This is a genomic window from Rhizobium sp. YJ-22 (genome assembly GCF_029601685.1).
Lineage (GTDB): Bacteria > Pseudomonadota > Alphaproteobacteria > Rhizobiales > Rhizobiaceae > Metarhizobium.
Genome location: NZ_JARRIR010000008.1, coordinates 235,356 through 248,081, shown reverse-complemented (window position 1 = coordinate 248,081; position 12,726 = coordinate 235,356). Strand labels below are relative to the sequence as shown.

Annotated in this window: 10 protein-coding genes; 2 read left to right on the top strand and 8 right to left on the bottom strand. The window is 63.4% G+C overall.

Annotated elements, in window-relative coordinates; genetic code table 11:
- Positions 1-10: 10 nt before the first annotated feature.
- The 6 genes from sufD to P7F60_RS19630 all read right to left on the bottom strand — a co-directional run bounded on the left by sufD (position 11) and on the right by P7F60_RS19630 (position 5,675).
- Entirely contained in the window at positions 11-1,285 is a 1,275-nt protein-coding gene (gene sufD, locus P7F60_RS19655) for a Fe-S cluster assembly protein SufD (protein WP_277919379.1), read from the bottom strand.
- Between the two features lie 25 nt (positions 1,286-1,310).
- A complete protein-coding gene (sufC, locus tag P7F60_RS19650) occupies positions 1,311-2,066 on the bottom strand; it encodes a Fe-S cluster assembly ATPase SufC (RefSeq protein WP_277919378.1) in 756 nt (251 codons plus the stop codon).
- 30 nt (positions 2,067-2,096) lie between these two features.
- A complete protein-coding gene (locus P7F60_RS19645) occupies positions 2,097-2,516 on the bottom strand; it encodes a HEPN domain-containing protein (protein WP_277919377.1) in 420 nt (139 codons plus the stop codon).
- Positions 2,513-2,893, bottom strand: a complete 381-nt coding sequence (locus P7F60_RS19640) for a nucleotidyltransferase domain-containing protein (protein ID WP_277919376.1) — start codon at positions 2,891-2,893, stop codon at positions 2,513-2,515. Before P7F60_RS19640 ends, P7F60_RS19645 begins: the two co-directional genes overlap by 4 nt.
- Complete coding sequence (gene sufB / locus P7F60_RS19635; protein WP_277919375.1) at positions 2,893-4,362, bottom strand: Fe-S cluster assembly protein SufB; 1,470 nt, start codon at positions 4,360-4,362, stop codon at positions 2,893-2,895. Before sufB ends, P7F60_RS19640 begins: the two co-directional genes overlap by 1 nt.
- A gap of 146 nt (positions 4,363-4,508) precedes the next feature.
- A complete protein-coding gene (locus tag P7F60_RS19630) occupies positions 4,509-5,675 on the bottom strand; it encodes a cysteine desulfurase family protein (protein ID WP_277919374.1) in 1,167 nt (388 codons plus the stop codon).
- Positions 5,676-5,892: 217 nt separating this feature from the next.
- On the opposite strand from P7F60_RS19630, the gene P7F60_RS19625 reads away from it, so the two are divergent.
- Positions 5,893-6,570: an alpha/beta hydrolase gene (locus P7F60_RS19625; protein WP_277919373.1), complete on the top strand. Its 678-nt coding sequence runs from the start codon at positions 5,893-5,895 to the stop codon at positions 6,568-6,570.
- Positions 6,571-6,694: 124 nt separating this feature from the next.
- Here P7F60_RS19625 and P7F60_RS19620 read toward each other — a convergent pair whose 3' ends face one another.
- Positions 6,695-7,906 carry an anhydro-N-acetylmuramic acid kinase gene (locus P7F60_RS19620; RefSeq protein ID WP_277919372.1) on the bottom strand — a complete coding sequence of 404 codons (1,212 nt, stop codon included), beginning with the start codon at positions 7,904-7,906 and terminating at the stop codon, positions 6,695-6,697.
- Positions 7,907-8,048: 142 nt separating this feature from the next.
- Between P7F60_RS19620 and tyrS the strand changes: the two genes are divergently transcribed.
- Complete coding sequence (gene tyrS, locus P7F60_RS19615) at positions 8,049-9,302, top strand: tyrosine--tRNA ligase (protein WP_277919371.1); 1,254 nt, start codon at positions 8,049-8,051, stop codon at positions 9,300-9,302.
- Between the two features lie 63 nt (positions 9,303-9,365).
- On the opposite strand, the gene P7F60_RS19610 is transcribed toward tyrS, so the two are convergent.
- Entirely contained in the window at positions 9,366-12,725 is a 3,360-nt protein-coding gene (locus P7F60_RS19610) for a DUF3971 domain-containing protein (protein WP_277919370.1), read from the bottom strand.
- Position 12,726: the final 1 nt, after the last annotated feature.

Genomic DNA, 12,726 nt, shown 5'->3' with positions numbered 1-12,726 from the left:
CCCAATCCAATCAGGCGTGCTTTTCGAGCCAGGCGGAGATGATGTTTTCCAGCGCCTCGACCAGTACCTCGTCTTCCAGCTCCTCGACGATTTCCGCAACGAAGGCATAGACCAGCATGGCCCGGGCCTTGTTCTGCGGAATACCGCGCGACAGCATGTAATAGAGGTGGTTGCGGTCGATATCGGCAACGGTGGCGCCGTGGCCGCAGAGGACGTCGTCGGCAAAGATCTCCAGCTCCGGCTTGACCGAGAAATCGGCCTCGTCGGAAAGCAGCAGCGTGTTGCAGGCCATGCGCGCATCGGTCTTCTGCGCCGCTTGGGCGACGCGGATCATGCCCTGGAAGACGCCACGGGCACGGTCGAAGATGACGTTGCGGATGATTTCCGTCGAGGCGGTGTGCGGCACGTTGTGGCCGAGCACCAGCGTCACGTCGGTATGGGTATCGCCGCCGAGCAGGTTGACGCCGCGCAGCGTCAGATCCGCGCCCTCGCCGGTCACTTCGACGCGCAGCTCCTGGCGCACCAGCTTGCCGCCGGCATTGATGACGAACAGGCGCAGCCTGGCATTGGCGCCGAGATTGATGCGCATCTGGCCGAGATGGCTGTCGGCCGCGCCCTGCTGCTGCAGCACGATCCAGGTGATTTCGGCGCCGTCGTTCAGCGTCAGCTCGCTGATGGTCGAGACCAGCGCGCCGTCGGCCGAGGCCGAGGCGTGGCGCTCGATCACGGTCGCCTTGGAATGGGCGCCGAAGGTGACGGGGAAGCGGGTATGCACCTGCCCTGCCCCATGCTGCGCCTGGATTTCCAGCGGGCGTTCCAGCTCGGCATTGTCGGCGATGACAAGCGCGAAACCGTCGCGCACGAAGCTGCCGTTGATGCGGCCGATGGCGTCGTCCTCGCCGGTCGCCGTCAGGCTGGCGGCGGCGCTGCCGTCGAGCAGGCTTTCGGCGAAGCGGCGCAGCGTCACGCCATCAGGCGCGCGGGCGGCCGAGGCGATGCCCTGCAGAACCGGCAGCACGTCCGAGCCGGCAACGATGGGCGCAAGCAGGTCGAGCGTCGGCGCGGCTTGCGCGGCCGGCACGGCGCGCAACAGGTTACGCAGGTCGGTATAGTGCCAGGATTCGATGCGGCGAGTCGGCAGGCCGGCCTTTTTCAGCTCGTCCAGCAGGCGGTCGCGGGCAACGAGGACGTCGCCATCCCCGGGCAAATCGCCGAGTTGGGCGTTATAGGCCTCGATCAGAGCGGATTCGGCCGCCGTCAGGCGGTTGGTGGTCTGGATGTTCATGGACAGGATCCTTTCCGCCCGCCGATCAGGCTGCTTCCCCGATGATGTCGGCGTAACCGTTGGCTTCCAGCTCCAGCGCCAGTTCCTTGTCGCCGGACTTGATGATCTGGCCCTTGTAGAGAACATGCACGGTGTCCGGCACGATGTAGTCAAGCAGGCGCTGGTAATGGGTGATGACGATCGTGGCGCGATCCGGCGACTTCAGCGCGTTGACGCCGTCGGCGACGATCTTCAGCGCGTCGATGTCAAGGCCGGAATCCGTCTCGTCGAGAATGCACAGGCTCGGCTCCAGGAGCGCCATCTGCAGGATCTCGGCGCGCTTCTTCTCACCGCCGGAGAAACCGACGTTGAGCGGACGCTTCAGCATGTCGGTGTTGATCTGCAGCTTGGCGGCGGCGTCCTTGACCAGGCGCATGAAGTCCGGGGTCTTCAGCTCGTCCTCGCCGCGCGCCTTGCGCTGCTCGTTCATCGCCACCTTCAGGAACTGCATGGTGGCGACGCCGGGGATTTCCACCGGATACTGGAAGGCCAGGAAAATACCCTTGGCGGCGCGCTCGGCCGGATCGAGGTCGAGAATGCTCTCGCCGTTGTAGAGGATATCGCCCTCGGTGACTTCGTAGTCGTCACGGCCGGAGAGAATATAGGACAGCGTCGACTTGCCCGAGCCGTTCGGTCCCATGATGGCGGCGACTTCGCCCGGCTTCACGGTCAGGTTCAAACCGCGGATGATCTCGGTGCCGTCTTCGGCGATGCGGGCATGGAGGTTCTTGATCTCAAGCATGACGAATTCCAATCCTTCAGTGTCGGGGCGTCAGCCCCCATTTTTCCTTGTAAAGGCGGTCAGGACCGCCGCAAATTCTTCATGGAGGGCCGTGACCGCCACGATCAGTTCGCCCAACCGCTTCGGATCGACGGTGCTGATATTGCCCTTCGGTCCCGGATAGCGGTACCGCGTCGAGGCGACCGAAAGCTCGTCGAGAGCCGCGAAACGCTCCGTCCATTCCGGCCTGCCGTCCATCATCCGCGCCAGTTGCTGGATGTTGTGGGTCGGACCCACGGGGATATCCAGCATTTCCAGCAGTCCGCGCGCCAGCTTCTCGACCGATTGCTGGAGGAAATAGGCGGCCTGTGCGCCATGTCCTTCCGCCAGCAACCGTGCCGCGTCAAGCTCTTGCGCCGCAAGGTCGCGAAAGGCGAGAATGCGCCGGGCGCGCAGTTCTTCCGCTTTCATGACCTTGCCTCGTAGAGCAATCTCCCCTCGTCCACGACCCTGCGGACGAAGGAGGTGCGCAATTCCAGCGACGCCAGATAGGTTTCGCGATCGCAGGGAACGACATCCACGCCGACCGCCAGACCTTTTAGCGGCGCATAGACCATATCGTAGTCATCCGCGCCGTCTCCAGCGCCGTCCCTGGCGACGACGAGAATGTCGAAATCGCTGTCGGGACGGGCATCCTGCCGGGCGCGGCTGCCGAACAGCCAGATCATGGCCGGATCGAGCGCTGCGACCAGCCGGCGAACGATTTCGGCCAGCACGCCGGACTCGTCGTCGAACGCGCCGAGATTCGGGCGAACGGCATCGATCCTGCGTGCAACGGCCTGTTCCATCAGCCCACCGAGCCTTCCAGCGAGATATTGATCAGCTTCTGCGCTTCGACGGCGAATTCCATCGGCAGTTGCTGGATGACGTCGCGGACGAAACCGTTGACGATCAGGGCGATGGCTTCTTCCTCGGGAATGCCGCGCTGCATGGCGTAGAACTTCTGGTCCTCGGAGATCTTCGAGGTCGTCGCCTCGTGCTCCACCTTGGCCGTCGAGTTCTTCACCTCGATATAGGGCACGGTGTGCGCGCCGCAGGTGTCGCCGATCAGCAGCGAGTCGCAGTTGGTGAAGTTGCGGGCGTTTTCCGCCTTGCGGTGCATCGACACCTGGCCGCGATAGGTGTTGTTCGACACGCCGGCGGAGATACCCTTGGAGATGATGCGGCTCGACGTGTTCTTGCCGAGATGGATCATCTTGGTGCCGCTGTCGATCTGCTGGTGACCGTTGGAGACGGCAATCGAATAGAATTCGCCGCGCGAATTGTCGCCGCGCAGGATGCAGGACGGGTATTTCCAGGTGATGGCCGAGCCGGTTTCCACCTGCGTCCACGAAATCTTCGAATTGGCGCCGCGGCAATCGCCGCGCTTGGTGACGAAGTTGTAGATGCCGCCCTTGCCCTGCTTGTCGCCGGGATACCAGTTCTGGACGGTCGAGTATTTGATTTCGGCATCGTCCATGGCAACGAGTTCGACCACGGCGGCGTGAAGCTGGTTCTCGTCGCGCTGCGGCGCGGTGCAGCCTTCCAGATAGGAAACGAAGGCACCCTCGTCGGCGATGATCAGCGTGCGCTCGAACTGGCCGGTGTTCTTCTCGTTGATGCGGAAATAGGTCGACAGTTCCATCGGGCAACGCACGCCCTTGGGCACGTAGACGAAGGAGCCGTCGGTGAAGACCGCCGAGTTCAGCGTCGCGTAATAATTGTCGCTCGTCGGCACGACGGAGCCGAGATACTTCTTGACCAGTTCCGGATGCTCGCGGATGGCTTCGGAGATCGACATGAAGATCACGCCGGCCTTCTTCAGCTCTTCCTTGAAGGTGGTGACGACGGAAACCGAGTCGAAGACGGCATCGACCGCGATCTTCGGCCTTTCGACACCGGCCAGGATCTCCTGCTCGCGCAAGGGAATGCCGAGCTTTTCATAGACCTTCAGCAGTTCCGGGTCGACCTCGTCCAGCGACTTCGGGCCGGTGACGTTCTTCGGCGCGGCATAGTAGTGGATGTCGTTGAAATCGATCTTCGGATAGGAGACGCGCGCCCAGGTCGGCTCTTCCAGCGTCAGCCAGCGGCGATAGGCCTCCAGGCGCCATTCGAGCATCCATTCGGGCTCCTGCTTCTTTTCGGAAATGAAGCGGATAATGTCTTCCGAAAGGCCTTTCGGCGCCTTGTCGACCTCGATTTCGGTCTCGAAGCCGTATTTGTACTGGTCCACGTCGATCTGGCGGACCTGCTCAACCGTTTCCTGTACAGCAGGCATGTTTTTCTCCATTCGCGCCGGTATCAAGGGACCGACGTTTTCTTCAATTCGTGCGGAAGTGTCCGCCCTCATGTAGGCGCCAGAGGCGCGTTTTCACACCTCTTGGCAAGCGGAATCTTGTGTTTCCGCAACTTTTTGGCCGGCTTTCAGGCCGCTTGTCCAGCCGGTTTGCGCCGCCCGGCGATTTTCGTGAAGGCCGCGAGCGCGTGGTCTATATCGGCCTCCGTCGTTGCCGGCCCCAGCGAGATGCGCAACGCGCCGAGACGCGGATCGCGGCCCATGGCGGTCAACACATGGCTTTCGCCGACCTTGCCCGAGGAGCAGGCGGCCCCCGCCGACAGCGCCACGCCTTCGAGATCGAAGGCGATCTGCCCGGTCTCGGCCTTTAGCCCCGGCAGGGTGAAGAAGACGGTATTGCAGATGCGCTCGATGCCCGCGCCGTGGATGACGACATCATCCGCCGCAGTGCGCATGCCGCTTTCCAGCCGGTCGCGCAGCGCGCCGATGCGGGCGCGGCGTTCGGTCATGTCGTTGCGCGCAGTCTCGGCCGCCGCGCCGAAGCCGATGATCGCCGCGAGATTCTCCGTGCCGGAACGATGGCCCTTCTCCTGGCCGCCGCCATGGATCAGCGGCTTCGGCATCAGGATTTCGCCGCGCGAGACGAGCGCGCCGACGCCGCGCGGGCCGCCGATCTTGTGGGAGGAGACGATCAGGAAATCCGCATCGAGCGCGGCGATATCGATATCGAGGCGCGCGGCGGCCTGTACGGCGTCGACGACCATGATCCCGCCTTTGGCGTGGACGATGCGCGCGGCTTCCTTGACCGGTTGCACGATGCCGGTCTCGTTGTTGGCGAGCATGATGGCGACCATCGGCAGGCCGGCGCCGGCATCATGGGCGGCCAGTGCCGCCGACAGCGCGTCGAGATCGACGATGCCGTCCGATGTCACCGGAATTTCGCTGACCCGGTCCTTCGGGAATCGCCCGCCCTCGCGCACGGCCGGGTGTTCGATGGCCGAGACATAGAGATGGCCGATGGCAAGCGGCGTGCGGCCCATGCGGAAATCCGGGGTCAGCGCCAGATTGGCCGCTTCCGTCGCGCCGCTGGTGAAGGTCACATGGCTGGCTTCGGCATGGAACAGGGCTGCGACCTGGCGGCGGGCGTTTTCCATCGCCGCCTTGGCGGCGCGGCCTTCGCCATGTACCGACGAAGGATTGCCGGTCAGGTCGAGCGCGCGCAGGAAGGCGTCGCGGGCGGCGGGGTGCAACGGCGCCGTGGCATTCCAATCCAGATATGTGCGCACATGGGTCATTCAATCGTCCGTCGTCGGTGCCATCATCTCGCCCGGTCTCATTTTTCTTGAAATTCCCGAGCCGCTTGCCTTATGACACCTTCACATCGTGTGATAAGCACACAAAGTTTCGAATGGTTCTAAACTGTGTTTTAGAAAACTTGACGGTTCTTGTCAAGTCAGGCCAGGCCGACGAATGCGTTTTTGAGCCCTTAGAGATCGCCAACCCGGAGTAAAGATGCCCGAAGTCATTTTCAACGGCCCCGCCGGCCGCCTCGAAGGCCGCTACCAGCCGTCCAAAGAAAAGAGCGCTCCCATCGCTCTGATCCTTCATCCGCATCCGCAGTTCGGCGGCACGATGAACAACCAGATCGTCTACCAGCTCTTCTACATGTTCCAGAAGCGCGGTTTTACGACACTGCGGTTCAATTTTCGCTCTATCGGCCGCAGCCAGGGTGAATTCGACCATGGCGCCGGCGAATTGTCGGATGCCGCCTCGGCATTGGACTGGGTGCAGAGCCTGCATCCCGATTCCAAGAGCTGCTGGGTGGCCGGTTATTCCTTCGGCGCCTGGATCGGCATGCAGCTTCTGATGCGCCGCCCGGAAATCGAAGGGTTCATTTCGGTCGCGCCGCAGCCGAATACCTATGACTTCTCCTTCCTCGCCCCCTGCCCGTCCTCCGGCCTGATCATCAACGGCGACAGCGACAAGGTGGCGCCGGAGAAGGACGTCAACAATCTGGTCGAAAAGCTCAAGACCCAGAAGGGCATTCTCATCACCCACAAGGTGGTGTCGGGCGCCAACCACTTCTTCAACGGCCAGGTGGACACGCTGATGGGCGAATGCGAGGACTATCTCGAACGCCGCCTCGCGGGCGAACTGACGCCCGAGCCGGCCGCCAAGCGCATCCGCTGAGACCGATATCGCGCATCGCCGTCAGGCGGTGCGCCGAACTGCCCGCAAACGCTTCTTTCGTCATCCTCGGGCTTGTCCCGAAGATCTGAGCACGTCAGAAATAGCCATTCACATCAACTGCTTATCAGGCATTGGCAGATCCTCGGGACAAGCCCGAGGATGACGGATGGAGGTCTTGTGACAGGCTTTCTTCCCCAGGTCTGGCGGTGCGTTTCTCCCTTGCCGGGGCGAATACACCACCCGAAACCGGTGCCTTGACGCCGGTGGTGCCGGGAAAGGTCAGCGGCAGACCGCGCCGCGAGCGCACCGCAAGATAGGCCCAGGCCTCAGCCTCCATTGCATCGCCATCGAACCCCGCCTCTTCCGCCGAGACGACCCTGCCGCCCTGCCGGCCGGCAAGGTCTGCCAGATCCGCCATGATCGTCCGGTTGAGTCGCCCGCCGCCGCAGATGACGAACAGGCTGGGGCTCGCCGGCAGATGTCTCGCCGATTTGAGGATTGCGGCGGCGGCGACGTGGGCGAGCGTGCGCGCCCCGTCCGAAAGCTCCGCCTCATGCGGCTCCGGCGGGCTGAAATCGTTGCGGTCGAGCGAGCGCCGCACACTTGCCGTAAAGAAGGAATTGTCGAGATAGCGGGCGGCGAGCGCATCGATCACCCTGCCCTCGGAGGCGATCATACCGCCCTGGTCGAAGGGAATGCCGGCCTGCGTCTCGACCCATTGGTCGATCAGCGTGTTGCCCGGCCCGCTGTCATAGGCGAAAATCGCGCCGTCCGGGCCGATCGCGGTCAGATTGGAAATGCCGCCTATATTGACGAAACAGACGGTCTGGCCCGCTTCTACCAGTCCATCGGCCAGCGCCGCATGATAGGCCGGCACCAGCGGCGCACCTTGCCCACCATGGCGCATGTCCTCGGCGCGCATGTCGTAGACCACGTCGATGCCGGTCTTTTCGGCGAGCAGCGGGCCATCGCCGATCTGGACGGTCAGCGCCTGATCCGGCCGGTGCAGCACCGTCTGGCCGTGAAAACCGATCAGGTCGATCTCGCTGGTCGTCAGCCCGTTGCGCGAGAGGAATTCCGTAACGGCATCCGCATGACGCAAGGTCAGCTCGCGCTCGATGTCGGCGAGATCGCCGGGGCGGGCATCGCGGTCCGTCATCGGCTTGGCGATGTCGAGCGCTTGTTTCATCCGCTGGCGGAAGGAGGGCGGATAGGGGATGCCGAGGAAGGGGCCGCGCTCGACCGTGCGGTCGCCATCCGTGCGCAGCAGCGCCACGTCGATGCCGTCCATCGAGGTGCCGCTCATCAATCCGATTGCCGTGTAAAGCCTGTCCACGCGTCCGCCCTGCCCGATTTCCCAGAATCGCTTTTCAACATTCATGGCCGAAACGGATGCACTTTTCAAAAAACAATGCTAAAGCGCGACGATTTTCAAATGTCGAAAACGATACGCGGCAGCGTGCAAAGAGAGACAGGCCATGTCGAAGTTCAAATCCGATTTCCTTCACACCCTTGATGAGCGCGGCTTCATCCACCAGATTTCGGACGAACCCGGTCTGGATGATCTGTTCGCCAAGGAAACCGTGACGGCCTATATCGGCTTCGATCCCACCGCGCCCAGCCTGCATGCCGGTGGCCTGATCCAGATCATGATGCTGCACTGGATGCAGCAGACCGGCCATCGGCCGATCTCGCTGATGGGCGGCGGCACGGGCATGGTCGGCGACCCCTCTTTCAAGGACGATGCCCGCCAGTTGATGACCGTCGACACCATCGAGGACAATATCGCCTCGATCAAGCGCGTCTTCTCGAGCTACCTCGCATATGGCGACGGGCCGAAGGATGCGTTGATGATCAACAATGCCGAATGGCTGCGCAGTCTCAACTATCTCGAATTCCTGCGCGATGTCGGTCGCCACTTCTCGGTCAACCGCATGCTGTCCTTCGACAGCGTCAAGACGCGCCTCGACCGTGAGCAGTCGCTGTCCTTCCTCGAATTCAACTACATGATCCTGCAAGCCTACGACTTCGTCGAACTGTCGAAGCGGTATGGCTGCCGGCTGCAGATGGGCGGTTCGGATCAGTGGGGCAATATCGTCAACGGCATCGACCTCGGCCACCGCATGGGCACGCCGCAGCTTTTCGCGCTGACCTCGCCGCTGCTCACCACGGCATCGGGCGCCAAGATGGGCAAGTCGGTCAACGGCGCCGTCTGGCTGAACGCCGACATGCTTTCTGCGTATGATTTCTGGCAATACTGGCGCAACACAGAGGATGCCGATGTCGGCCGCTTCCTGAAGCTCTATACGACGCTGCCGATGGCCGAGATCGCAAAGCTGTCCGCTGCCGGCGGCTCGGAAATCAATGCCGTGAAGAAGATCCTGGCGACGGAAGTCACCGCCATCCTGCATGGTCGCGCCGCCGCCGAGCAGGCGGAAGAGACAGCCCGCAAGACCTTCGAGGAAGGCGCGCTTTCGGACAACCTGCCAAGCGTCGATATCCCGGCCGGAGAGCTGGAAGCCGGCCTCGGCCTGCTGGCCCTGATGGTTCGCGCCGGCCTTGCCGCCTCCAACGGCGAAGCCCGCCGGCATGTGCAGGGCGGAGCTGTGAAGATCAACGACAAGGCGGTTTCCGACGAGCGCCAACTCATTGGCTCGAGCGAGATCACCAGCGACGGCGTCATCAAGCTGTCGCTCGGCAAGAAGAAGCATATCCTCGTCCGTCCGGCCTGAGTGTCGGCATTGCGCAACGAAAACGCCCGCTTCCCTGGCCGGAAGCGGGCGCTTTCGTTTGTTTTATTGAAACTCGAAGATCTGACGGAAAACGCCGGGGGCAATGATCGACAGCGGATTGATGGCCAGCTTCGGCTCGTCGAACCTGCCCTGCAGGCGGAAGGTGATGCCGAGCAGGCCGCGGTCGCGGCCGTTGCCGAGGATGACGCCGACCAGCGGCAGTTCGGCGAACAGGCGGTTGAGTCCATAGGCCGGCATGAAGGTGCCGGTCATGTCCATGTTTCCGCGCGCGTCACGGAAAGTACCCTGGAAAGTGGCGCCCACCTGGGTTCCGCGCAGGATGCCGTTTTCGATACCGATGCTGCCGCCGCGCAGGATGATCCTGGCAAAGCCGCGCGAAAACTTTTCCGAGCTGACATCGATATCCTTGCGCACGGCCCGATTGAGGCTGCGCCCGTCATTGCCGACCGGAGTCGAGACGATGGATTGCAGCTTTTCTTCGTTCGCCAGCCTGAAATTGCGCAGGTCGATATTGCCGGCCCAGGCGCTGCCATCGGCCGAGGAGCGCATCTGCAGATTGAGAAGCCCGCCCTGCATGCGCTTGTAAAGATCGAGGAAGCGCACGACCGAGCCGGCGTCGCCGGTGGTCAGGCGGACGGTGTTGCCCTCGCCGTTGCCGAGAAGCTCGCTGACGACAGCCTGGCCGCTATCGGTAACGCCGGAGAAATTGACGCCGCCGATCTTCGAGCCGCGGGCGGAATAGTCCAGCTTGACGTCGCTGATCTTCTCGTTGTTGTAGCCGATGACATTGTCGAGATCGGCGCGGACGCTGGCGCTGCCGAGATCGCCGCTCCTGCCCGATTTGTCGCCCTTGCCGCCGGTGGTGCCGGCGCGCAGCCGGGCGATAACCGGGCGGATATCGGCCGAGCGGCCGGAAATGTTGATCGCATAGGCGCCGCCCTTGCCGCGCTTGACCGAGAGCGCATAGTCGTCAGCGGCCGCCAGCTTGACGCGATCGAAGGCGGCCGAGGTCAGGCCCGTCTTGTTGAAGCTCATCTTGCCGCTGACGCCGAAGCCGTCGCCGCTGATGTCGAAATCGTCGATGGAAACCTGTTCGCCGGCGCCGGAATTCAGCTGGAAGGCGGCGCTGGCCGGGATGCCGCTGCCTTTCGTCCAGCCGATCCACGGCACCGATAGCGTGGCGCGGGTGAGATCGGCCTTGACCGCGCGGCGACCGTCGTCGAGCAGCGATACCTCCACCTTGGTCGTGCCTTTGAGGATATCGTCGAGGCCGGGCGTCAGCTTGCGCGCCTGGTCCTCGCCGATGGTGGCGGAAATCTGCTGCTCGCGCTTGACCCCGGAGCCTTTGACGATCGGCTCGACCATATGGATCGACGCCGGTACGGCATCGATCTTGCCGTCCGCTTCCAGCACGGCACGCTGCGGATCGAGATCGAGCGTGCCTTCCAGACCGGTGATCTTGCGGCCTTCGACCGGCTTGCCGAGATCGACGTCGTCGAGGTCGAGATGCACCTTCCAGTCCGGGGGCGGCGGATTCTGGTCGCGGATGATGCCGAAGCGGGCCTTCACCGTCGCCTTGACGTCGCCGGAAAAGTCGGAGGGTTGAAAGCCGGTGCGGTCGAGCACGGCGATCGGCTTGAAGGTCACCAACTCGGTCGCCGCATCGGCTCCGGCTGCCAGCGACAGTTCGGCCTCGGCCATCAGCGGCTTGTCGTAGGTCTGCGGGATGGAGAAGCGGCTACCGCTCAGGACCTTGACCGATTTGCCCGAGGGAAAATAGGATTCGGCATTGTCCACCGTCACGTTGAGATGCGGGCCGATCAGATCGAAGCGGCCGTTGACGTCGCGCAGCGGCGGAATGTCGCCGGTGATGTTGACGCGGCCGTCATTCATGTCGAAGCCGATGTTCAGCTCGTTCTCGTCGAGATGCAGCGGCCCGCCGCCCTTGGGGAAACGCCCCTGCGGGATGAAGACGGAGATCGCGGCATTGGTGATCGTGCCGCCATAGATATTGGCCAGCGCCCAGGTGCGCGCCTTGGCACCCATCCAGAAAGGCCACATCTGCTTGACCGCCTCGGTCTGCAGTTTCGGCGATTGCGCGCCAAAACTGATTTCCGGCGAGCCGGCGCCCTTGAAGCGGATCACCATCGAGCCGGCCAGAGTGCCGATAGGTGTCGAGGCCGCCATTTGCTCGAGCTGGATTTCCTTGATGCCGGTGACGTAGCGGCCGGTGACGCGGGCGCCGAAAGCGAGCGGACCGACACCCGTTCCGGCCGGAGCAGAGACGCCGTCGTTGACCAGCAGGTCGATGCCGAATCCCTGCGCGGCCTGCGGGTTGAGGCGGTCGAGATCGATCAGCCCGGCGGTGAACGGAATGGCGGTTCCACCGAACTGCAATCGCGAGGGCAGGACTTCGATGGAATTCTTGGCGAAATCGTAGACAGCGTTGATATCCGCCCTGTCGAGGCTCTGGTCGATGGAATCGGCATAGAAGGTGGCGTTGTCGATACTCGCCTTCAGCGACAGCGCCGGCGGCGTATCCTCGACGGCACGCGTCGCTGACAGATCCAGCCGCGCCCGGCCGTCCAGCCCCATATGCGGATCGCCGTCGCTGTCGTAGGTGAGGAGGAAGCGGGTGAGCGGCACTTCAGTGATCGTTGCCTGGAAGCCGCGCGTCATGCCGTCTTGCGTTTCCAGTCGCCCCGAGATCATGGAGGTGACATCGTCGATGGTCAGCTTGCCGTCAAGGGCGATGCTGCCTTCGGCATTGCGCTTCAGGTCGAGTTCCTGCAGCGCGATGGACAGCGGCTCGTCGCCGCCGGCCGGCACGATGAGCGATATCGAGGAAATGCTGACACTGTCGGTATGAGCCCGCGTGACGACGCCGCCCAGCGTATCCAGTTGCAGGAACAGGCTTTCCAGAGCCGCGGGCACCTGGTCGACGCGCAGTGCCTTGAGATCGAGCGGCTTGCCGGAGGGCAGCAGCGTCGCGTCGACCTCGACGTCGTCGGCCTCGATGTGGTTGACGGCGATTTCGCCTGAGAACAATGCCTTCGGATCGACCGCGAGGCGAATCGAGGCGGCTTGCGACATGTGCTGGCCGGTGGCGAGGTCGATGGTGTCCACATGCCGGGCTTCCAGCGCCAGCTTTCCGTCCGCCGTCAGGCGAATCGCCGTCGAGCCGACCTTGGCCATGAAGCGTGGCCCGAGCGCATCGTTGAGCGCGGCTTGCGCACGCTCGTTGAGCATGGCATCGAACAGGCCTGTCTCGATGGCAGCGATCGCGCCGCCGAAGATCAGCAGCCCCAGCATCACCAGCCCCGAGAACAGCTGCCCGAGGCGCCGCAGCACGGGAAAACGCCGGCGTGACTTGCGCGCCGGGCGCGGTTTCGCCTCCGTCATC

Excerpts from the sequence above, each read along its gene's own strand:
- sufB (WP_277919375.1), bottom strand. The coding sequence starts at position 4,362 with ATGCCTGCTGTACAGGAAACGGTTGAGCAGGTCCGCCAGATCGACGTG.
- P7F60_RS19645 (WP_277919377.1), bottom strand. The coding sequence starts at position 2,516 with ATGAAAGCGGAAGAACTGCGCGCCCGGCGCATTCTCGCCTTTCGCGAC.
- sufD (WP_277919379.1), bottom strand. The coding sequence starts at position 1,285 with ATGAACATCCAGACCACCAACCGCCTGACGGCGGCCGAATCCGCTCTG.
- P7F60_RS19630 (WP_277919374.1), bottom strand. The coding sequence starts at position 5,675 with ATGACCCATGTGCGCACATATCTGGATTGGAATGCCACGGCGCCGTTG.
- tyrS (WP_277919371.1), top strand. The coding sequence starts at position 8,049 with ATGTCGAAGTTCAAATCCGATTTCCTTCACACCCTTGATGAGCGCGGC.
- P7F60_RS19625 (WP_277919373.1), top strand. The coding sequence starts at position 5,893 with ATGCCCGAAGTCATTTTCAACGGCCCCGCCGGCCGCCTCGAAGGCCGC.
- P7F60_RS19640 (WP_277919376.1), bottom strand. The coding sequence starts at position 2,893 with ATGGAACAGGCCGTTGCACGCAGGATCGATGCCGTTCGCCCGAATCTC.
- sufC (WP_277919378.1), bottom strand. The coding sequence starts at position 2,066 with ATGCTTGAGATCAAGAACCTCCATGCCCGCATCGCCGAAGACGGCACC.
- P7F60_RS19610 (WP_277919370.1), bottom strand. The coding sequence starts at position 12,725 with ATGACGGAGGCGAAACCGCGCCCGGCGCGCAAGTCACGCCGGCGTTTT.